The following is a 19,404-nucleotide window of genomic DNA, read 5'->3' as shown; positions in this document are numbered from 1 at the left end:
GCAGCCGGGGATGGCGCGGCCGGCCGAACGCGCGGAAGGCGAACCAGGAGGCGTGAAGCTGCTGGACGTACGGCACCAGCGCAGGCCACCACGGCGGGGCGCCGGGGTCGCTCGGCGGAGCGGCGCCGGGATGGACGAAGAGCGGCTTGCCGGCGCGGGCGAGGGTGTCGAGCAGTGGCGCGCAGTGTGCCCAGCCCGCCTCGTCCAGCAGTGCGGTGGCGGGCAGTTGGAGCCCGGCGCAGCCCTGGTCCAGGGTGCGGGCCAGCGCTTCGGGGTCCGGGGCGACGAGCCCTGCGGATGCCCAGACCCCGAAGGGTGCGGGCAGGGCCAGTGCGCCGTCGTGGAAGGCGGCCAGCAGGGGGCCGGCCTCGGCGGGCGGCAGGTATTCGATGCCGAGCGGGCTGGAGAGCGAGACGAGCGCCAGGCCGAGTCCGTCGGTGTGGGCCAGGGCGGTGCGGGCCGCGATGTCGTGATCGGCCGGGTCGACCGCGTACGGCGGCTCTCCTCGCAGGTGGAGCGTCCAGCCGTCGAGGTACGGGGCGGCGGTGCGGGCGCGCAGCAGCTCGGTGAAGGCCGGTGGCCAGAGGTGCTGGTGGACGTCTGCGAGCAAGGCTCACCCTTCTGTCGTGCGGTCTGCGGTCTGCGGTCTGCGGTCTGCGGTCTGCGGTCTGCGGTCTGCGGTCTGCGGTCTGCCGGACGGTCGGACGGTCGGACGGTCGGTCTGTCGAGCGGTCCGCTCCGCGCCTGTTAAGCGATTAAGTGATGCGCTTCAGTGAAACGCTTAACGAGGGTGTGTGTCAACGCCGGATGCCGGGACGCGGTCCGGCGTGGGCCGCGGGCGGGCCCGGCAGGGGCTCGTGACGGGCCCGGAACGGGCGTCACCGGTGTGCCCATTGGCACGGCGGGCTGTCGGACGCGGCCGGTAGGCTTCCCGTCATGGCCAGGCCGAGCAAGCGCACCACCCTCCGCGAGGTGGCAGAGGCCACCGGCCTCTCCACTGCCGCCGTCTCGTACGCGCTGCGCGGCAAGCAGGTCTCCAAGGAGACCGAGGAGCGGGTCCGCAAGGCCGCCGCCGAGCTGGGGTATGAGGCGGACCCGATCGCCCGCGCCCTCGCCAGCGGCCGCACGAGCATGGTCGGCGTCCTCGCGGGCGACCTCCAGGACCTCTGGCAGCAGCAGCTGATGGCGGCGATAGGGCGCGAACTGCTCGCGGGGGACCGCTATGCGCTGATCCTCGACGCGGGCGGCGACCCCGCGCGGGAGCTGGTCCTCGCCAAGCAGCTCCGCGACCAGCGGGTGGACGGTCTGCTCGTCTCGCCCGTCGACCCCTCGGCCGAGGGCTGGGCGAAGATCGCCGACGCGGTGCCGGTGGTCTCCATCGGTGACTCCCTCCAGCAGGCCAGGACGGCGGGGGAGGTGCTCTTCGACAACCGCGCGGGGATCGACGCGGTGCTCACGTATCTGGCGCGGCTCGGCCACCGCCGGGTGACGGTGCTGACCCCGACGGGCCCCAGCACCCCCGACCGCCCGGCCGACGTCTATGTGCGCGAGGCCGCCGACCGGCTCGGCCTCGATGTCGAAGTGGTGCCGTGCGCACAGGAGTTGGGGGAGGCGACCGGGGTCGCGCGCGGGGTGGTGGGCGGCCGCTCCACCGCGGTCTTCTGCTTCTCGGACTCGATCGCTTACGGCGTGTACGCGGCGGCCGCCGAAGCGGGCCTCGCGATCGGCCGGGATCTGTCGGTGGTCGGCTTCGACGACCACCCGGTCTCCCGGGTCCTGACGCCCCCGCTGACGACGCTGGACTGGGGCCTCGCGGAGATCGCGGCGGAGGCGGCGCGGCTGGCGGTGGCGGCGATCGAGGGGCGGCGGGTGCGGCGCAAGCGGATCCTGTGTGCGCCGCGGCTGGTGGAGCGCGGGTCGGCTGCGGGGGCGCTCCCGTCGGGCCCGGCTTGACGGTGGCGTTAAGCGCCGGCCGGGCTTGACGGTGGCGTCAAGCGCCGGCCGGGCTTGATGGTGGCGTCAAGCGCCGGCCGGGCTTGATGGTGGCCACAAGCGCCGACCCGGCTGACGGTGGCCTCAAGCGCCGGCCGGGCTCGACGGTGGCGTCAAGTGCCGGCCGGGCTCGACGGTGCCCTCAAGCGCCGGCCCGGCTCGAAAACCAAGCCCGTCCGGCGCTTGAGGACCGGGGGCCCGGGGACAGCGCCCCCGAGCAGAAGCAGCCCCCGTTACGCCATCAGCCTGTGCTGCTTCAGCCACGCGTCCGCGACCCGGTCCGGGTCCTTCTTGTCCTTGTCGACCAGCCGGTTCAGCTTCGTCAGCTCGTCCGTCGTCAGCGTGTTGCCCAGCAGGGCCAGTGCCTTGCGGACCTTGCCGTCCGCCTTGCGGGCGGCGATCAGCGGGACGATGTGCTGCGCGGGCACCAGGTGCTTCGGGTCCTCCAGGACGACCCACTTGTTCGCCGCGACATCCACGTCCGTGGTGAAGACGTTGGCGACGTCCACATCGCCCTTCTTCAGCGCGCCCTTGACCAGCGGCCCCGACGAGTCCAGCGCCTTGAACTCCTTGAACTCCACGCCGTACTGGTCCTTGAGGCCGACCACCCCCACGACCCGCTTCTTCATCTCGGCCGCAGCCCCGAACACCAGCTTCCCGTTGGCCTTCTTCAGATCGGCGAGGGTCTTCAGCCCGTACTTGTCGGCCGTCTCACGCGTCACCGCGAAGCTGTCGCGGTCCTCGGCCGCCGCGTACGGCAGGACCTCCAGGCTCGCGGGCAGCACGGCGGCCAGCGCGTTCTGCATCGCGCCCGCCTCCGTCTCGGTGGCCTTCTTGTCCAGATAGAGCAGCAGACTGCCCTGGTACTCAGGGAGCAGATCGATGTCGCCCCCCTTCAGCGCGGGGACGATGATCTCGCGGGAGCCCAGGTTCGGTTTGACCGTGGACTTGATGCCCGCGGACTTGAGCACCCCCGCGTAGAGGTAGCCGAGTATCTGGTTCTCGGTGAAGTTGGCGGTGCCGATGACCAGCCCGCCCGAGCTGCTCCCGGCGTCGCCGCCCGAGCTGTCCCCGTTGAGGGAGGTGATGCCGGACGAGCAGGCGGCGAGCACGGGCGCGGAAGCGCCGGCCAGCAGGGCGGTGAGTGCGGTACGTCGGTTCATCTCGGTCTCCAGGAAGTCAGCGGGCGGTGTCGGGTCGGCCGCGCAGCAGCAGCCGCTGCACCCCGCCCAGGGCGAGGTCGGCGAGGACGGCCAGGACGGCGACGAGCACCGCGCCGCCGAGCACCTGCACCAGATCGCGCTGGGCGAGCCCGTCGAATACGTACCGGCCCAGGCCGCCGAAGCTGACGTAGGCGGCGATGGTGGCGGTGGCCACGACCTGCACGGTCGCCAGCCGGATGCCGGTCATGATCAGGGGCAGCGCGAGCGGGAGTTCGACCTGCCAGAGGACCTGGTGGCCGCGGAGCCCCACGCCCTTCGCCGCGTCCTTGACCTCCGGGTCGACGGCGGCCATGCCCGCGTACGTATTGGTGATGATCACCGGTACGGCGAGGGCGACCAGTGAGATGTACACCGGCCAGATCGAGAGCCCGCCCGCGAGGAAGACCAGGGTCACCAGGCCGACGGTGGGCAGCGCGCGGCCGAACGACGCCAGGTTGACCGCGATGAAGGCGCCGCGCCCGGTGTGGCCGATCAGCATGCCGATGGGCAGCGCGATGACGGCCGCGATGACCGTGGCGAGCAGCGAGTACTGGAGGTGCTCGACCAGCCGGTGCGCGATGCCTTCGTCGCCGGACCACTGGGCGGAGCTGGTCAGCCAGGACGTGAGGTTCTTGAGGAGTTCCAGCATGGGTCAGGCGCCCCTCTTCATGGAATGGCGCTGCCTGGTCCAGGGCGTGCACAGCCACTGGACGGTGACGAGCAGCGCGTCCGCGACCAGCGCGAGCAGCAGGGTCAGGATCACACCGGCGATGACCGGGGTGGGGTAGTTGCGCTGGAAGCCGTCGGTGAAGAGCTGGCCGAGGCCGCCGTACCCGATGTAGCTGGCGACGCTCACCAGCGAGATCGACATCACGGTGGAGACCCGGATCCCGGCCATGATCACCGGGAGCGCCAGCGGCAGTTCCACGGTGAGCAGGGTGCGCAGCGGCCTGGTGCCCATGGCGGTGGACGCCTCGCGCACCCTGGCGGGCACCGCGTCCAGGCCCTCGACGGTGTTCCGTACGAGTACGACCAGCGTGTACGCGGTCAGTCCGGTGATCGCCGTGGTCCTGGTGAGCCCGGTGATGGGCAGCAGCAGGACGAAGAAGGCCAGCGAGGGGATCGTGTAGAGGATGTTCGAGAGGCCGAGTACGAAGCCGCGCAGCGCCCGTATCCGGTGGGCGATGACCGCCAGCGGGAGCGCGATCAGCAGGCCGATGAGGACGGCGGGCACCGCGGTGGAGAGATGGTCGGCGGTGAGGTGGGCCATCTCACCGGTGTGGTCGGGGAACCAGCCCCAGTCGATGGTCATGCGGTGGTGCCGGTCTTCGTGGCGTCGGTCTTCGTGGTCCCGGTCTGTGTGGCGCCGGTCTGCGCGGGGGCTTCGCCGGCTCCGGCGCTCGTGTGGGCCTCGCCCGCACGGTCGTGGATGGCGTCGCGTGAGGTGACGCCGGTCAGTGCGCCGTCGGCGTCCACCCGGGCCACGAGCCCGGCCGGGGACGAGACGGACTCGTTGAGCGCCGAGAGCAGCGAGTCGGTGTCGCGCAGCGCCCGGACGGGCAGCAGCGGGGCGTCGCCCGCGGTCCCGGCCGCCGGGGCCGCGTCCGCGTCGAGCCAGCCGAGCGGCCTGTTGTCGGCCGATGTCACCAGCTGCCAGCGGCCGGTCCGCTTCGCCGCGGTTATTCGCTCGTCGGCGCGGACGACGGGCGCGGAGGTCTGGGGTATCCCGGCGAGCGTGGAGAGCGACAGGAGCTTCAGCCCGCGCTCGGCGCCCAGGAAGTCCGCCACGAAGTCGTCGGCGGGCCGGGCGAGCAGCTCGGCGGGCTCGGCGCACTGGACGAGATGGCCGCCGGTACGGAAGACCGCGATGCGGTCGCCGAGCCGGACGGCCTCGTCTATGTCGTGGGTGACGAAGACGATGGTCTTGTTGAGGTCCTTCTGCAGCCGCAGCAGCTCGTCCTGGAGCTGGGTGCGGACCACCGGGTCCACCGCGCCGAACGGCTCGTCCATGAGCAGCACCGGCGGGTCGGCCGCGAGCGCGCGGGCCACGCCGACGCGCTGCTGCTGCCCGCCGGAGAGCTGGTGCGGGTAGCGCTTGCCGGTGTCGGCGGTCAGCCCGACCGTCTCCAGCAGCTCCGCCGCGCGGGCGCGGGACTTCTTGCGGCCCCAGCCGAGCAGCAGCGGGACGGTGGCCACGTTGTCCAGGATCGTCCGGTGCGGGAACAGCCCGGACTGCTGGATGACGTAGCCGATGCCGCGCCGCAGCTCGGCGGCGTCCGCCTCCAGGATGTCCTTGTCCGCGAGGCGGATGGTCCCCGACGACGGGTCGACCATGCGGTTGATCATGCGGAGGGTGGTGGTCTTGCCGCACCCGGACGAGCCGACCAGGACCGTGATCTGTCCTTCGGGCATGTCCAGGTTGAGGTCGTGGACCGCTGTGGTGCCGTTCGGGAAGCGTTTGTGCACGGAGTCGAATTTGATCATCGGTCATCCCTTGCCCGGCTGCATATGGTCATGCAGAGTTCTTGGTGTCTGAATAATTTGTCAATGGGCTGCGCTAAAACACTGATGACGTAGGTCCAGCAGGCAAGACCGAATGTCGGAATAAGGAGGCGTTCGCGCATGATGCCGTACCGCACGGTGGATACCCAGACCGGCATCGTGGTCCTCGACGGTGAGTCCCTTCCGGTCGCCGATGTGGTCCGGCTCGCCCGCGGCACGGCCAGGCCCGTACCCGGGACCGAGGCGATGAAGCGTACTGAACAGTCGTGGGACGCGGCACGTGAGCTCGCCGCGTCGGGCCGGGTGTACGGCCGCTCCACGGGTGTCGGCGCCAACCGTAACGAGTCGGTGCCGTCCGGCGCAGCCGCCGACCACGGACTGCGGCTGCTGCGCTCGCACGCCGGGGCCATCGGGGATCCGCTGCCGGGCCACGAGGTCAGGGCCATGCTCGCCGTACGCGCCAACCAGCTGCTCGCCGGCGGGGCCGGACTGCGGCCCACCGTCGTCACCGCGCTCTGCGAAGCCCTGGAGTCCGGCGCCCACCCCGTGGTCAACGCGTTCGGCTCGGTCGGGACCGGCGACATCGCGGCCCTCGCCCAGATGGGCCTCGCCCTGGCCGGCGAGCACCCCTGGCAGGGCGGCCCGCCGCCCGCGGCGCTGCGCCTCGACAACAACGACGCCCTCGCCCTGATCAGCAGCAACGCCCTCACCCTCGGCCAGGCCGCCCTCGCGCTCGACGAACTGCGCGGCCTGGTCGACGCCACACAGATGGTGGCCGCGCTGTCGCTGCTCGCCGTGGACGGCTCGTTCGAGGCGTACGCGGAGCCGGTGCACGCGGCCCGCCCGCACCCCGGTTCGTACGCCGTCGCAGCCCGCAGCCGCCGCTTGCTCGGCGCACCCGAGCGGCCCACCCCGCCGCTGGGCCGCATCCAGGACCCGTACGGCTTCCGCTGTGTCCCGCAGATCCACGGACCCGCACAGGACGCGGCCGACCTGCTGGAGCGCACCATCGCCGTCGAGATCAACGCGGCGGCCGAGAACCCGCTGATCCGCGCGGACACTGCGCTCAATCAAAGCCCGGCCGCCTACCACCACGGCGGCTTCTACATGGCCCAACTCGCCCTGGCGCTCGACCATTTCAGGCTGGCCCTCACGCAGACCGCCCGGCTCTCCACCTCCCGGCTCTCCGCGCTGAACGAGCCCGGGTTCACCCGGCTCAGGCCCTTCCTCGCCGACGGCGAGGCCGCGTCGTCGGGCGTGATGATCCTGGAGTACGCGGCAGGCGCGGCGCTCGGTGAGCTGAGCGCCCTGTCCGCGCCGGCCTCGCTCGGGCACGCCGTCCTCTCCCGGGGCGTCGAGGAGCAGGCCAGCTTCGCGTCGCTCGCGGCCCGGCAGGCGCTGCGGGCCGCCCGGGTCTACCGCTATGTGGTGGGCTGCGAACTGGTCGCCGTGATAAGGGCGTTGCGCCTGCGCGAGCTGCGGATCGACCCCGGTCTGCCGGTCGGCCGCGCCTTCGCCCTGGCGGACGAGGTGCTCGACCCGGACGTCGCGGACCGGCCGCTCACCGACGACGTCGAGACCGCGGCCGCGCTGCTCGACCGGTTCAATGACCTCTGAGGGGGTTCCCCGGGGCCGGAGTGCAGGGCTCTCCGGCGCGGGCGGTTCAATGAACTCTGATGTGGATGTGGAACTTGAGGGGGACGACGGCATGAGCGACAGCCCGGCCGCACGGCTGCAACAGCTCTTCGAAGGGCACCGGCTGACACCGACCCAGCGGCGCATCGCCCACTGCATGGTGCGGCAGGCCGCCGAGGCGCCCTTCCTCTCCTCCGTCGAACTGGCCGAGCTGGCCGGGGTCAGCCAGCCGTCCGTCACCCGGTTCGCGGTGGCGCTCGGCTTCGACGGCTACCCGGCGCTCCGCCGCCATCTGCGGGAGGTCGCACCGGCCGGGCGCGAGGCGGACGACGACAGCCTCAACGAGTACCAGCAGGCCGTCCACGCCGAGATGGAGAATCTGCGCCAACTCGCCGAAGTCCTGGCCGATCCCTCGCTGGTCGAGCGGGCCGGCCGGCTGCTCGCGCAGTCTCCGACCCTGCCGGTACTGGGGCTGCGCGCCGCATCGTCGCAGGCCAGGGGGTTCGCGTACTTCGCCGCCAAGGTCCACAGGGACGTCCGGCTGCTCGACGAGGGCGGCACGATGCTGGCCGACCGTATCGACGCCGCGGTACGGGCCGGGGCCACGGTGCTGCTCTGCTTCGCGCTGCCCCGCCACCCGCGTGAGGTGGTCGACGCGCTCGCGTACGCGCAGTCGGCCGGGCTGACCGTCGTGACGGTCGCCGACTCGGCCTTCGCACCGGTCGCCCGGCACAGCGACATCCTGGTACCGGCCGCCGTCGGCACCGGCCTGGCCTTCGACACGGTGTGCGGGCCGATGCTGCTGGGGCGGGTACTCCTGGAGGCGATGTGCGACGACCTGCCGGAGGCACAGTCGCGCCTGGAGGAGTTCGACACACGGGCGGCGGCGCGGGGGCTGTTCGTGGAGTAGCGGGGGCTGTTCGTGGAGCAGCAGGGTCTGTTCGTGGAGCAGGGGAGTAGGGGAGCAGGGGACGCACCGGAGCGCGGGGCGGGGCTGCGGGCCCGGCGCTCTGCGGCTTCTCACGGCGTACTCAGAAACCGTCGCTAATCTCCGCTCGGTCCGGAGCAGGCGTGCGGAAGGAGTACGGACGTGGGGCGCGGCAGAGCGCAGACGCAGACGCGGGGACAGGCGCAGACGCGGCGGCGGGCGCAGGATCAGGCACAGGGGCGGACACAGGATCAGGACCGGCGGTCGGGGCGGCCCGGCCGGCCGGGGAAGGGCCGGCCGCGGACCGTGGCGCGGGTCGCGGTGCTGGTACGCGCCGGGGCCGCGCCGCTGTGGTGGCTGGGGCTGGTGGCCGCGGCGGCCGGGGCGCTGCTCCCAGGGCTGACCGGGCGCAGGATCGGCCTCCTGGCCGGGGCGGCGCTCGCACTGTTCACCTGCGCGGTGGTCGCCCTGGTCCGTGGCCGCCGCTTCGTCCATCTGTCGAAGTCGCCCTCGCGGGCGGGCCGGTCGGACTTCCTCCAGGACCGCGCCGTGACCGTACGGAACTGGCGGCGCGCCCACCGCTGGTGGCTGCTCGTGGCCTTCGTCGCGGCGCTCGGCTCGTCGTTCGCCCTCCCGGCCGCCGGCGGGCTGACGCTCGCCGGAGCGGGCGCCGGGCTCTGGCTCAAGGCGGTACGGCTCGGCCGCCGCGAACGCGCGGACGACGTCCTCTTCTGGGTCCGTACCGACTGGATCGCGCGGGGCCCCGCGGGGAAGCCGGTCAAGGGCTACAGCTCGACGGGCGTCCTCGCGGGCGACGCCGCACCCGGCGGGGCACGGCGCCGCTGACGCGGCCGGCTCACACCTCCAGATCGGCTTCGATCTTCTTCAGCTGGTGACGGGCCATCGCGAGGTTCGACCGGGACTTGTCCAGCGCCAGATAGAGGAACAGGCCGTTGTTCCCGCGCCCCTTGAGCAGCCGGATCAGGTGGTACTGCCCGCCCAGTGTGATCAGGATGTCCTCGATCTCGTCCTTGAGCCCGAGGTGTTCCATGGTCCGCACCTTGGCACGCACCACATCCGTGTTCCCGGCGGCGGCCACGGCCAGATCGAGGTCCTTGCCGCCGCCGAGCGTGCCGAGGGCCATGCCGCTGGTGTAGTCGACGAGGGCCACGCCGATGGTGCCCTCGATCGAGCTCATCGCGTCCTTGAGTGCGGTTTCGGTGTTCGCCATGGGAGGCGCACTTCCTTTCTTCCTGTGGGTGGCGGAACGGGTCGTTCGCGGTGTCGTACGGGTACGGGTACGGGAGGGAGGCTTGCCGGTCATGGGCTCTCCGCTCGTGGGCTCTGCGGCCGTGGGCTCTCCGTCCGGTCGAGGGCGCCGTCGACCAGCTCACCGATCCGGGTGCTCGACCTGCGGGCCTCCAGATGCAGCCGGCCCACGTTGATACGGGGCTGGGCGAGCAGGGTGAGCACGGCGGACGGGCCTGCCGCGTACGTCGCCACATAGCCGTGCTCGCCGCGGACCAGCAGCTCACGGAAGGCGCCCTGGCCCGTCGTCTCGGTCAGCCGCTGTGCGACGCCGAGCGCCGCAGCGGTGAGCGCGGCGACGGACTCGCCCTCGGCCGACGTGGTGTCCTGCGCCAGCACGAGACCGTCGGCGCTGGCCGCGAGCGCTCCGCTGATCAGGGGCACCCGGGCTCTCAGCCGGCGCAGCTCGTCCAGCACTTCGGCCTCCGCGGACATCAGTTGTCTCCTCTCGGCGCGCTGCCGCAGAGCGCGGATCACAGCGTGGCCTCCAATGCGTCGCGCAGCCGGCGGAGCAGGGCGACATCCGGGTCGGGCGACACACCGGCGACCGCGTCGGCGAACCGGGCTGGCACCGCGGACGTCCGCGGTGCGGGCGCGCGCGGGGTCTCGACGGCACCGGCGGCTGCCAGCCTGCGGACGTCGACGAGGGTGTGGAAGGCCGGGCGGCCCAGCGCCCGTGCGATGCCGGGCGGGGTACGGACCCCGTCCGCCAGGTCGAGCACGGCGCGCTGGCGCGGGGTGACCGGGGTGTCGGGGTGGCTCGGGGCCCGTACGACCGGGGCGGTGTCGATGTCCGGGTACGGCCAGAGCCGGTCGAGCAGTTCCCGGCGGCGGGCGGCCTCCCGCCCCACGGCGTCGGCCGGTACCGGGTGCACGGGGCCGATCCAGTGGGCGACGCCGTAGCGGAAGCGGGTGGGGCCGCTGCTGGGGGCGAGTGCGAAGTACGCCGCGTCGTGCAGGGCGCCGAGATGGCAGATCTCCAGCTCACCGTCCGCGACCTGGCCGCTCTCGACCAGGAACCGGCCGACCCGGCCGTGGGCCCCGGCCCGGTCCAGGGCCTGCCGCCACCCTTCGGGGCGCAGCAGCCCCGATGTGGTCAGCAGGACGTCTATGCCGGGGGCGGCCGGGCTCTCGGCGTGCACCACCTGCCCGTCGACCAGATAGAGGGTGCCGCGGTCCCGCAGCAGCGCGCCGGTGGCGCGTTCGCCCGCGAGCCGGACGAGCATCGGCGAGACGCCGGGAGGTCCGGCCGGGGGTCTGGGACCGCCCGCGGCGGTCATCACAGCACCAGTCGCTCGGCCAGGTCCCGCAGCCGTAATCGGGCGAGCGCCAGATTTCCCTCGTCGCGGTCGAGCCAGAGGTGCAGGAAGACGCTGCTGTCGAAGGTCGTCTCGACGAAGCGCAGGATGTGGTAGCCGGTGCGGTTGGTGACGATGACGTCCTCGACCGGAAGGCCCGCTGGTGCGGCGGGAGTTGCGACGGCGGGAGCCGATGCGCCGGGTGGTTCGTCGCCGCCGGCCGGTACGTCCGCCGCTACGTTCGCCGGCCCGTCCGCCGGTACGTCCGCCGCAGTGGTGGTGGGGTCCGGGGCGAATGCCTGGTGCTCCGCGGCCATCCGGGCCAGCTCCGCGGTCTCGGCCGCGGTCGCCTCGTGGTCGTTGTTCGGCGACTCGCCGATGGTGCCGAGTGCGAGCCCGCTGGTCCAGTCGACCACGGCGGCACCGCGGGAGCCGGGCAGCCGCATGGCTTCCAGCAGACACTCGTCGATTCCGGGCACGCGGAACTCCCCTCCCAGCGTGGTGCGCGTGGCCGCGGGGGCGGCCGTGCGGCAGTGACGGCCAAGTTACGCAACGTTCAGCCCCCTGAGGGGAGTTCTGGCATTTTCCAGCGGAACATGCCCGGCGGGATTAGAGTCCGCGCCCCCTTTCCGGAGGCCGGGTGATCCAGCCGTCCCGGGGGTGCGCGATCCAGCCATTCCGGTCCCCGGGGCGAGGCGGGGTGCCCGAGCGTATTGACTAGCTCTATTCAGAGCGTCAGGATGTGAATAGTTCATGCAATAGTGTGGGATCGAGGAGGCAACCATGTCAGGACCCCGGCCGGTACGGGCACCGCGCGGTACGGAGCTGAGCGCCCTGGGATGGCAGCAGGAGGCCGCCCTGCGCATGCTCCAGAACAACCTGGACCCGGAGGTCGCCGAGCACCCCGACAAGCTCGTCGTCTACGGCGGCACCGGCAAGGCGGCCCGCGACTGGCGCTCCTTCGACGCCATGGTGCGCACCCTGCAGACCCTCAAGCAGGACGAGACGATGCTCGTCCAGTCCGGGCGCCCGGTCGGCGTGATGCAGACCCACGAGTGGGCACCGCGGGTGCTGATCGCCAACTCCAACCTGGTGGGCGACTGGGCCAACTGGGAGGAGTTCCGGCGGCTCGAAGCACTCGGGCTCACCATGTACGGCCAGATGACGGCCGGCTCCTGGATCTACATCGGCACCCAGGGCATCCTCCAGGGCACCTACGAGACCTTCGCCGCCGTCGCGGCCAAGCGCTTCAACGGCACGCTCGCCGGGACCATCACGCTCACCGCGGGACTCGGCGGCATGGGCGGCGCCCAGCCGCTCGCCGTGACGATGAACGACGGCGTCGCGATCTGCATCGACGTCGACCCGCGCGCCATCGAGCGCCGTATCGAGCACCGCTTCCTGGACGTCCGGGCGAACTCGCTGGAGCACGCGCTCCAGCTCGCCGTCGAGGCACGCGACGCCCGTAAGCCGCTCTCCATCGGCCTCCTGGGCAACGCAGCTGAGCTGCTGCCCCGGATGCTCGCCGAAGGCGCGCCGGTCGACATCGTGACGGACCAGACCTCCGCCCACGACCCGCTCGCCTACCTCCCGGTCGGCGTCGACTTCGACGACATGGCCGCGTACGCCGCCGAGAAGCCCGCCGACTTCACCCAGCGCGCCCGTGAGTCGATGGCCCGGCACGTCGAGGCGATGGTCGGCTTCATGGACGCCGGAGCCGAGGTCTTCGACTACGGCAACTCCATCCGCGGTGAGGCCCAGCTGGCCGGATACGCCCGGGCGTTCGACTTCCCCGGCTTCGTGCCCGCCTATATCCGCCCGCTCTTCTGCGAGGGCAAGGGCCCGTTCCGCTGGGCCGCGCTCTCCGGCGAAGCCTCGGACATCCACAAGACCGACAAGGCGCTCCTGGAGCTCTTCCCCGAGAACGAGTCGCTGCACCGCTGGATCAAGATGGCCGGTGAGCGCGTCCACTTCCAGGGCCTGCCCGCCCGCATCTGCTGGCTCGGCCAGGGCGAGCGCGACAAGGCCGGTGCCCGCTTCAACGACATGGTCGCCGACGGCACCCTCGCCGCCCCGCTGGCCATCGGCCGCGACCACCTCGACTGCGGCTCCGTCGCCTCTCCGTACCGCGAGACCGAGGCCATGCTCGACGGCTCCGACGCCATCGCCGACTGGCCGCTGCTCAACGCCATGGTCAACGTCGCCTCCGGTGCCTCCTGGGTCTCCATCCACCACGGCGGCGGGGTCGGCATGGGCCGCTCCATCCACGCCGGACAGGTCTCGGTCGCCGACGGCACCGCACTCGCGGGCGAGAAGATCCGCCGGGTGCTCACCAACGACCCGGGCATGGGCGTCATCCGCCACGTCGACGCCGGATACGACATCGCCGAGCGGGTGGCCGACGAGCGCGGCGTCCGGGTGCCGATGCGCGAGGGCGGGCAGCAGTGACCTCCTCGTTCCACGAGATGTGGGCGGAGCTGCTGCCCATCGGCCGCAGCTCCGACTCCGGCGGGTACCGCAGGTACGCCTGGACCGCTGCCGACGCCGACTGCCGCGCCTGGTTCAAGGACCAGGCGCTGGCCCGCGGCCTCAGCTACGAACTCGACCGCAACGGCAACCAGTGGGCCTGGCTCGGCGACCCGCTGGGCACCGACGCCGTCGTCACCGGCTCGCACCTGGACTCCGTACCGGACGGCGGCGCCTTCGACGGCCCCCTCGGTGTGGTCTCCTCCTTCGCGGCGCTGGACGAACTCCGCAGCAGGGGAGCCGAGTTCACCAGGCCGCTGGCGATCAGCAACTTCGGTGACGAGGAAGGCGCACGCTTCGGGCTCGCCTGCGTCGGCTCCCGGCTCACCGCGGGGCAGCTCACCGTCGACCGGGCCCACCAGCTGAAGGACGGCGCGGGTGTCTCGCTGCCCGACGCCATGGAGCAGGCCGGGTACGACCCGGCGGCCATCGGCGCCGACCCGCAGCGGCTCGCCCGTATCGGGGCCTTCGTCGAGCTCCATGTGGAGCAGGGGCGCGCCCTCGACCTCAGCGGCGCCCCGGTCGGTATCGCCTCCGCGATCTGGCCGCACGGCCGCTGGCGGTACGACTTCCACGGCGAGGCCAACCACGCGGGCACGACCCGTCTGGTGGACCGCCGCGACCCGATGCTGACGTACGCCGAGACGGTCATCGCCGCCCGCCGCCAGGCGGAACTCGCGGGCGCCGTGGCCACCTTCGGCAAGGTCTCCGTCGAGCCGAACGGTGTCAATGCGATCCCCTCCCTGGTGCGCGGCTGGCTCGACTCGCGCGCCGCCGACCAGTCCACCCTGGACACGGTCATCGCCGGTATCGAGCAGGCGGCCAGGGAACGGGGCGAGCGGGACGGCGTGGACGTACGCGTCACCCGGGAGTCCTTCACCCCCGTCGTCGAGTTCGAGCACGCCCTGCGTGACGAGCTCGCCAAGATCCTCGGCGGTGACGGCAGTACGGTGCCCGTTCTCGGAACGGGCGCGGGACACGACGCCGGGATCCTCTCCGCGTCCGTCCCGACCGCCATGCTGTTCGTACGCAACCCCACGGGTGTCTCGCACTCACCGGCGGAGACCGCCGGTGAGGACGACTGCCTGGCCGGGGTGACCGCACTCGCCGATGTACTGGAGGGCCTGGCGTGCAGGTGACGTACTGGCTGGAGCACGCCTGGCTCGGCACACATGTCGAGCCGGGCGTCGTCCTGGAGACCGACCAGGGCCGGATCACAGCCGTCCGCAAGGAGGTACCGGCGCCGCCGCCCGGTGCGACCGCCCTGCGCGGCCTGACCCTCCCCGGCCTGGCGAACGCCCACAGCCACGCCTTCCACCGCGCCCTGCGGTCCGCGGCCCAGGTCGGCTCCGGCACCTTCTGGACCTGGCGCGACGTGATGTACGGCGTGGCCTGCCGGCTGACCCCGGACACCTACCACGCGCTCGCCCGCGCCGTGTACGCCGAGATGGCGATGGCCGGGATCACCGTGGTCGGCGAATTCCACTATGTGCACCACACGCCGGGCGGCGCCCCCTACGACGACCCGAACGCGATGGGCGAGGCACTGATCGCCGCTGCGGCCGACGCGGGCGTCCGCATCACACTCCTCGACACCGCCTACCTGGCGTCCGGGATGATCGACAAATACCGCAGCGCGGAGCCCGAGAAGCACCAGCGGCGTTTCTCCGACGGCTCGGCGCAGAGCTGGGCCGAGCGGGCCTCCCTGCTCAAGGACCGCGACCACGCAAGGATCGGCGCGGCCGTCCACTCCGTACGCGCCGTCCCGGCCAACCAGCTCGCCACCGTCGCCGCCTGGGCCGAGGAACGGCAGGCCCCGCTGCACGTCCACCTCTCGGAGCAGACCGCCGAGAACGAATCCTGTCTGGCGGCGCACGGCTGTACCCCCACCCGGCTGCTCGCCGACCACGGAGTGCTCGGCCCCCGCACCGTCGGCGTCCACAACACCCATCTCACCGACGAGGACATCAGTCTGCTGGGCTCCTCGGAGACCGGCACCTGTATGTGCCCCACCACCGAACGCGACCTCGCCGACGGCATCGGCCCCGCCGTCCGGCTGCAGCACGCGGGCAGCCCGCTCTCCCTGGGCAGCGACAGCCATGCCGTGATCGACATCCTCGAAGAGGCGCGCGCCATGGAGCTCGACGAACGGCTGCGCTCGCGCACCCGTGGCCACTGGACGGCGGCGGCCCTGCTGCGCGCGGCCACCGCGGACGGCTACAACGCGCTCGGCTGGTCCGACGGCGGTGCCATCGAGACCGGCGCGCTCGCCGACCTCACGACGATCGCGCTCGACACGGTCAGAACAGCGGGCCCCGTACCGCACCTCGGAGCGGAGACCGCCGTATTCGCCGGCTCCGCGGCCGACGTACGCCACACGGTCGTGGGCGGCCGCCATGTCGTACGCGACGGAGTCCACGCCCTGGTGCCGGACGTCCCGCACGCGCTGGCCGAGTCCATCGCGGCGCTGCGCCCCTGACCCCGAACCCGTATCCGGAGGAGCACAACGCGATGACGAACCCCGCCACCGCCCTCACCCACATCGGCAGTCTGGTCACCAACGACCCCTCCCTCGGGGACGGATCCCCGCTCGGTCTGATCCAGGACGCGGCGCTCGTCATCGACGGCGACCGCATTGCCTGGGTCGGTGAATCCAGCAAAGCACCCGCCACTGACAACGCGGTCGACGCGGGCGGCCGGGCGGTGATCCCGGGGTTCGTCGACTCGCACTCCCACCTGGTCTTCGCGGGCGACCGGACGGCCGAGTTCAACGCGCGCATGTCGGGCCGCAGTTACTCGGCGGGCGGTATCCGCACCACGGTCGCCGCCACCCGCACGGCCACCGACGAGCAGCTCTCGGCGAACGTCGCGGCGTACCTCCACGAGGCGCTCCGCCAGGGCACCACGACCCTGGAGACGAAGTCCGGCTACGGCCTGACCGTCGAGGACGAGGCGCGGGCCCTGCGGGTCGCGGCCCGCCACACCGACGAGGTCACCTACCTGGGCGCGCACATCGTGGCGCCCGAGTACGCCGACGACCCGGCCGGATACGTCGGTCTGGTCACCGGTCCGATGCTGGACGCCTGCGCCCCGCACGCCCGCTGGGTCGACGTGTTCTGCGAGAAGGGCGCCTTCGACGGCGACCAGGCCCGCGCGATCCTCACCGCCGGCATGGCCAGGGGCCTGCACCCGCGCGTCCACGCCAACCAGCTCAGCTACGGCCCGGGGGTCCAGCTCGCCGTCGAGCTGGACGCCGCGTCGGCCGACCACTGCACCCATCTCACCGACGAGGACGTCACGGCGCTGGCCGACGGCGACACCGTCGCCACGCTGCTGCCCGGCGCCGAGTTCTCCACCCGCGCCGCCTGGCCGGACGCCCGCCGTCTCCTGGACGCCGGAGCGACCGTCGCGCTCTCCACGGACTGCAACCCGGGCTCGTCGTTCACGTCCTCCATGCCGTTCTGTATCGCCCTGGCGGTACGTGACATGGGGATGACCCCGGACGAGGCGCTCTGGGCGGCCACAGCGGGCGGCGCGCGGGCCCTGCGCCGTACGGACATCGGCCGGCTCGTACCGGGCGCCAGGGCCGACCTGACCCTGCTCGACGCCCCTTCCCACGTCCACCTCGCCTACCGGCCGGGCGTACCCCTGGTCTCGGGCGTGTGGCAGCGCGGAGCCCGGGTGGTCTGAACCCGTCGTCCGTGAGCCCCGGCCGCACGCGGCGGCCGGGGCTCACGCATGCGCGCCCGCGTGCGGGTGCCGGACGCGGAAGAGCCGGTCCCGACGAGCGGGACCGGCTCTTCCGCCGAGGCGCTGTCCGGCCGGTGTGCCGGACGTACGCTCCTCGCGGCGGCGCTTCACTGCTCCAGGGTCAGCCCCTTGCGCAGCTTCACCAGGGTGCGCGACAGCAGCCGCGACACATGCATCTGCGAGATACCCAGCTCGTCGCCGATCTCCGACTGCGTCATGTTGGCGACGAAGCGCAGCGACAGGATCTGCCGGTCGCGCGCGGGGAGCCCGGCTATGAGGGGCTTGAGCGACTCGATGTACTCGACGCCTTCGAGGTCGTGGTCCTCGTAGCCGATCCGGTCGGCCAGCGCGCCCTCGGACTCGTCCTCCTCGGGCTGGGCGTCGAGCGAGCTCGCGGTGTACGCGTTGCTCGCCGCCATGCCCTCGACGACCTCTTCCTTGGTCAGGTCGAGGCGCGCGGCGAGCTCCGCCACGGTCGGGGCGCGGTCGAGCTGCTGAGCGAGCTCGTCGCCCGCCTTGGCGAGGTCGAGGCGGAGCTCCTGGAGACGCCGCGGCACCCGCACCGACCAGGACGTGTCGCGGAAGAACCGCTTGATCTCGCCGATGATCGTCGGCATCGCGAACGTGGGGAATTCCACGCCCCTGCTGAGCTCGAAGCGGTCTATCGCCTTGATCAGGCCGATCGTGCCGACCTGGATGATGTCTTCCATCGGTTCGCTGCGCGAGCGGAACCGGGAGGCGGCGAACTTGACCAGGGCCAGGTTGAGCTCGACGAGCGTGTTGCGGACATACGCGTACTCGTGCGTTCCCTCTTCGAGGGACTCCAGCCGCGAGAACAGCGTCTTCGACAGTGCCCTGGCGTCCAGCGGACCCACTTCGCCGTACGGCGGGATCTCAGGAAAATCCTCGATCCCGGACTCGATCGGGTCGGACGGGGTAGGACGTGCAGTCGACGTATCGCTGCGGGATTCGTCGAGCTGGGGTGACATGGTGTCCTCCATGGTTCTCGGCATATGGCTGCCGATGCCTGTGTTCAGCGGTGTAGCGGCGCCTCCAAAGCCGGCCATGTTCGAATGTTGTCGCTACTACCCCTATCGGCTCGGGATGCACAAGCGCAAGTGTTAAATGTCCGTATTATTACGGTTCGTTGGGGTTGTTCGGCTACCGGTCGGCGTGCGGAAGGCGTAGTCTTCGTCGCACGTCAGCGACATCTCCAACACGGCGAAGAGGGACGGACATGGACCGCGGGACGGTCGGCAGCACGAACCGGGGCCGGCTTCGGGTCGAAGTCAGGTCCGCGGGCCCGAGCGAGGTCGTGACTCCGGCGGGTGAGCTGGATCACCACACGGCCGGATTGCTGAGTGAGCCGCTGGACAAGGCGCTGGAGCAGGGCCGGTCGAGGCTGGTCATCGACTGCTCCCAGCTGGAGTTCTGCGACTCGACGGGGCTGAATGTGCTCCTCGGGGCCCGCCTCAAGGCGGAGGCCGCCGGGGGAGGGGTTCATCTGGCCGGGATGCTTCCCGTGGTGGCCAGGGTGTTCGAGATCACAGGTGCCGAGGCGGTCTTCACCGTGCACGATTCTCTTGAAGATGCGCTGCGCGACTGATCCGCACACTCTGTAGAAAGAAATGAGTGTTGTCACCATTAAGCAGGGCAGGAGTCCCTCCGCAATCTCTGTACCGCTGACTTTTTTGAACTGGTGAATCGGTGAGGTGAAGCGCTGATGAGCACCACCCGGCAGCAGCCGCCGGGGGACCTCGGCCCCGAGCGCGACGGCGCCGGACCAGCCTTTACCGTGTCCGCCGAAGGCCGCAGTCGCACGCTCTCCCTGCTGAGCGCGAGCGGCATCGTTCCGCTGGCGCGTGATTTCACGCGCCAGGCGCTCTACGACTGGGCCTGGCTGCCCGCTGAGAGCGCCGACCGCCGTGCCGCGGCGGAGGACGTCCTGCTGGTCGTGTCCGAGCTGGTCACCAACGCGTGCCTGCACGCCGAGGGCCCCGAGGAACTCCGCGTCTCGTACGGGCAGAAGGTGCTCCGCCTCGAAGTCGTCGACCGCGGCGCGGGCCAGCCCGCACCGCGCAGCCCGCACCGGGCGGGCCGGCCCGGCGGGCACGGCATGTTCATCGTGGAGCGGCTCTGCCTCGACTGGGGCGTGGTCCGCACCCCGGGCACACCCGGCAAGATGGTCTGGGCCGAGCTGGCCGCACCGGCGTAGGGACGGCGGCGACGCCCCGTCCGCTCTCCCTCCGTACCCCTTCTCTTC

19 protein-coding genes and 1 pseudogene are annotated in these 19,404 nt (G+C 71.9%); 10 read left to right on the top strand and 10 right to left on the bottom strand.

From position 1 onward, the window contains the following. Positions 1-610 (bottom strand): annotated as a pseudogene (locus G3I19_RS08705) (amidohydrolase); the annotation flags it as partial. Positions 611-936: 326 nt separating this feature from the next. Here G3I19_RS08705 and G3I19_RS08700 point away from each other — a divergent pair. Further along, positions 937-1,953 carry a LacI family DNA-binding transcriptional regulator gene (locus tag G3I19_RS08700; RefSeq protein WP_164261568.1) on the top strand — a complete coding sequence of 339 codons (1,017 nt, stop codon included), beginning with the start codon at positions 937-939 and terminating at the stop codon, positions 1,951-1,953. 272 nt (positions 1,954-2,225) lie between these two features. Here the strand turns inward: G3I19_RS08700 and G3I19_RS08695 are convergent, their stop codons facing one another. Genes G3I19_RS08695 through G3I19_RS08680 form a run of 4 tightly spaced genes read right to left on the bottom strand, consistent with a single transcriptional unit; the run spans position 2,226 to position 5,678 of the window. Beyond that, positions 2,226-3,155 carry an ABC transporter substrate-binding protein gene (locus tag G3I19_RS08695; RefSeq protein ID WP_164261566.1) on the bottom strand — a complete coding sequence of 310 codons (930 nt, stop codon included), beginning with the start codon at positions 3,153-3,155 and terminating at the stop codon, positions 2,226-2,228. Positions 3,156-3,171: 16 nt separating this feature from the next. Further along, positions 3,172-3,843 carry an ABC transporter permease gene (locus G3I19_RS08690; protein WP_164261564.1) on the bottom strand — a complete coding sequence of 224 codons (672 nt, stop codon included), beginning with the start codon at positions 3,841-3,843 and terminating at the stop codon, positions 3,172-3,174. Positions 3,844-3,846: 3 nt separating this feature from the next. Next, positions 3,847-4,506, bottom strand: coding sequence for an ABC transporter permease (locus tag G3I19_RS08685; protein WP_164261560.1), 660 nt, complete (start codon positions 4,504-4,506; stop codon positions 3,847-3,849). Continuing rightward, positions 4,503-5,678: an ABC transporter ATP-binding protein gene (locus G3I19_RS08680; RefSeq protein ID WP_164261558.1), complete on the bottom strand. Its 1,176-nt coding sequence runs from the start codon at positions 5,676-5,678 to the stop codon at positions 4,503-4,505. The genes G3I19_RS08685 and G3I19_RS08680 overlap by 4 nt, the downstream gene beginning before the upstream one ends. Positions 5,679-5,816: 138 nt before the next feature. Between G3I19_RS08680 and G3I19_RS08675 the strand changes: the two genes are divergently transcribed. The 3 genes from G3I19_RS08675 to G3I19_RS08665 all read left to right on the top strand — a co-directional run bounded on the left by G3I19_RS08675 (position 5,817) and on the right by G3I19_RS08665 (position 9,105). Further along, a complete protein-coding gene (locus tag G3I19_RS08675; protein WP_164261554.1) occupies positions 5,817-7,313 on the top strand; it encodes an aromatic amino acid ammonia-lyase in 1,497 nt (498 codons plus the stop codon). Between the two features lie 91 nt (positions 7,314-7,404). Then, a complete protein-coding gene (locus tag G3I19_RS08670) occupies positions 7,405-8,241 on the top strand; it encodes a MurR/RpiR family transcriptional regulator (protein ID WP_164261580.1) in 837 nt (278 codons plus the stop codon). 324 nt (positions 8,242-8,565) lie between these two features. Beyond that, on the top strand, positions 8,566-9,105 hold the full coding sequence (locus G3I19_RS08665; protein WP_164261552.1) for a hypothetical protein: 540 nt from the start codon (positions 8,566-8,568) through the stop codon (positions 9,103-9,105). A gap of 10 nt (positions 9,106-9,115) precedes the next feature. On the opposite strand, the gene G3I19_RS08660 is transcribed toward G3I19_RS08665, so the two are convergent. The 4 genes from G3I19_RS08660 to G3I19_RS08645 all read right to left on the bottom strand — a co-directional run bounded on the left by G3I19_RS08660 (position 9,116) and on the right by G3I19_RS08645 (position 11,344). Continuing rightward, positions 9,116-9,490 (bottom strand): hypothetical protein, encoded by a 375-nt coding sequence (locus tag G3I19_RS08660; protein WP_164261549.1) that lies wholly within the window; start codon positions 9,488-9,490, stop codon positions 9,116-9,118. Between the two features lie 89 nt (positions 9,491-9,579). Next, a complete protein-coding gene (locus G3I19_RS08655) occupies positions 9,580-10,002 on the bottom strand; it encodes a roadblock/LC7 domain-containing protein (protein WP_164261546.1) in 423 nt (140 codons plus the stop codon). Between the two features lie 38 nt (positions 10,003-10,040). Further along, positions 10,041-10,847 carry a DUF4388 domain-containing protein gene (locus tag G3I19_RS08650; protein ID WP_164261543.1) on the bottom strand — a complete coding sequence of 269 codons (807 nt, stop codon included), beginning with the start codon at positions 10,845-10,847 and terminating at the stop codon, positions 10,041-10,043. Beyond that, positions 10,847-11,344 carry a hypothetical protein gene (locus G3I19_RS08645; RefSeq protein WP_164261541.1) on the bottom strand — a complete coding sequence of 166 codons (498 nt, stop codon included), beginning with the start codon at positions 11,342-11,344 and terminating at the stop codon, positions 10,847-10,849. The genes G3I19_RS08650 and G3I19_RS08645 overlap by 1 nt, the downstream gene beginning before the upstream one ends. 304 nt (positions 11,345-11,648) lie before the next feature. Between G3I19_RS08645 and hutU the strand changes: the two genes are divergently transcribed. From hutU to hutI, 4 genes are read left to right on the top strand one after another with little or no spacing between them, the layout of a single operon-like run. Then, positions 11,649-13,313 (top strand): urocanate hydratase, encoded by a 1,665-nt coding sequence (gene hutU / locus G3I19_RS08640; protein WP_164261539.1) that lies wholly within the window; start codon positions 11,649-11,651, stop codon positions 13,311-13,313. Between the two features lie 17 nt (positions 13,314-13,330). Further along, positions 13,331-14,530: an allantoate amidohydrolase gene (locus G3I19_RS08635; RefSeq protein ID WP_203599342.1), complete on the top strand. Its 1,200-nt coding sequence runs from the start codon at positions 13,331-13,333 to the stop codon at positions 14,528-14,530. Then, positions 14,521-15,870, top strand: a complete 1,350-nt coding sequence (locus tag G3I19_RS08630) for a formimidoylglutamate deiminase (protein WP_164261536.1) — start codon at positions 14,521-14,523, stop codon at positions 15,868-15,870. The genes G3I19_RS08635 and G3I19_RS08630 overlap by 10 nt, the downstream gene beginning before the upstream one ends. 32 nt (positions 15,871-15,902) lie before the next feature. Next, positions 15,903-17,081 (top strand): imidazolonepropionase, encoded by a 1,179-nt coding sequence (gene hutI, locus G3I19_RS08625; protein WP_164261534.1) that lies wholly within the window; start codon positions 15,903-15,905, stop codon positions 17,079-17,081. Positions 17,082-17,248: 167 nt separating this feature from the next. Here hutI and G3I19_RS08620 read toward each other — a convergent pair whose 3' ends face one another. After that, positions 17,249-18,142 carry an RNA polymerase sigma factor SigF gene (locus tag G3I19_RS08620; protein ID WP_203599341.1) on the bottom strand — a complete coding sequence of 298 codons (894 nt, stop codon included), beginning with the start codon at positions 18,140-18,142 and terminating at the stop codon, positions 17,249-17,251. Positions 18,143-18,378: 236 nt separating this feature from the next. Here G3I19_RS08620 and G3I19_RS08615 point away from each other — a divergent pair, with 236 nt between their 5' ends. After that, positions 18,379-18,747, top strand: coding sequence for an STAS domain-containing protein (locus tag G3I19_RS08615; RefSeq protein WP_164261531.1), 369 nt, complete (start codon positions 18,379-18,381; stop codon positions 18,745-18,747). A gap of 117 nt (positions 18,748-18,864) precedes the next feature. Beyond that, on the top strand, positions 18,865-19,356 hold the full coding sequence (locus G3I19_RS08610) for an ATP-binding protein (protein ID WP_164261528.1): 492 nt from the start codon (positions 18,865-18,867) through the stop codon (positions 19,354-19,356). Positions 19,357-19,404: the final 48 nt, after the last annotated feature.

The organism is Streptomyces sp. SID10853 (assembly GCF_010548145.1).
Lineage (GTDB): Bacteria > Actinomycetota > Actinomycetes > Streptomycetales > Streptomycetaceae > Streptomyces.
The sequence above is the reverse complement of the archived record's forward strand: the minus strand, read 5'-3'. Positions and strand labels throughout refer to the sequence as shown.

Coding starts and splice junctions, on each gene's coding strand:
- G3I19_RS08700 (WP_164261568.1), top strand. CDS start 937: ATGGCCAGGCCGAGCAAGCGCACCACCCTCCGCGAGGTGGCAGAGGCC.
- G3I19_RS08695 (WP_164261566.1), bottom strand. CDS start 3,155: ATGAACCGACGTACCGCACTCACCGCCCTGCTGGCCGGCGCTTCCGCG.
- G3I19_RS08690 (WP_164261564.1), bottom strand. CDS start 3,843: ATGCTGGAACTCCTCAAGAACCTCACGTCCTGGCTGACCAGCTCCGCC.
- G3I19_RS08685 (WP_164261560.1), bottom strand. CDS start 4,506: ATGACCATCGACTGGGGCTGGTTCCCCGACCACACCGGTGAGATGGCC.
- G3I19_RS08680 (WP_164261558.1), bottom strand. CDS start 5,678: ATGATCAAATTCGACTCCGTGCACAAACGCTTCCCGAACGGCACCACA.
- G3I19_RS08675 (WP_164261554.1), top strand. CDS start 5,817: ATGATGCCGTACCGCACGGTGGATACCCAGACCGGCATCGTGGTCCTC.
- G3I19_RS08670 (WP_164261580.1), top strand. CDS start 7,405: ATGAGCGACAGCCCGGCCGCACGGCTGCAACAGCTCTTCGAAGGGCAC.
- G3I19_RS08660 (WP_164261549.1), bottom strand. CDS start 9,490: ATGGCGAACACCGAAACCGCACTCAAGGACGCGATGAGCTCGATCGAG.
- G3I19_RS08655 (WP_164261546.1), bottom strand. CDS start 10,002: ATGTCCGCGGAGGCCGAAGTGCTGGACGAGCTGCGCCGGCTGAGAGCC.
- G3I19_RS08650 (WP_164261543.1), bottom strand. CDS start 10,847: ATGACCGCCGCGGGCGGTCCCAGACCCCCGGCCGGACCTCCCGGCGTC.
- hutU (WP_164261539.1), top strand. CDS start 11,649: ATGTCAGGACCCCGGCCGGTACGGGCACCGCGCGGTACGGAGCTGAGC.
- G3I19_RS08635 (WP_203599342.1), top strand. CDS start 13,331: ATGTGGGCGGAGCTGCTGCCCATCGGCCGCAGCTCCGACTCCGGCGGG.
- hutI (WP_164261534.1), top strand. CDS start 15,903: ATGACGAACCCCGCCACCGCCCTCACCCACATCGGCAGTCTGGTCACC.
- G3I19_RS08620 (WP_203599341.1), bottom strand. CDS start 18,142: ATGGAGGACACCATGTCACCCCAGCTCGACGAATCCCGCAGCGATACG.
- G3I19_RS08615 (WP_164261531.1), top strand. CDS start 18,379: ATGGACCGCGGGACGGTCGGCAGCACGAACCGGGGCCGGCTTCGGGTC.
- G3I19_RS08610 (WP_164261528.1), top strand. CDS start 18,865: ATGAGCACCACCCGGCAGCAGCCGCCGGGGGACCTCGGCCCCGAGCGC.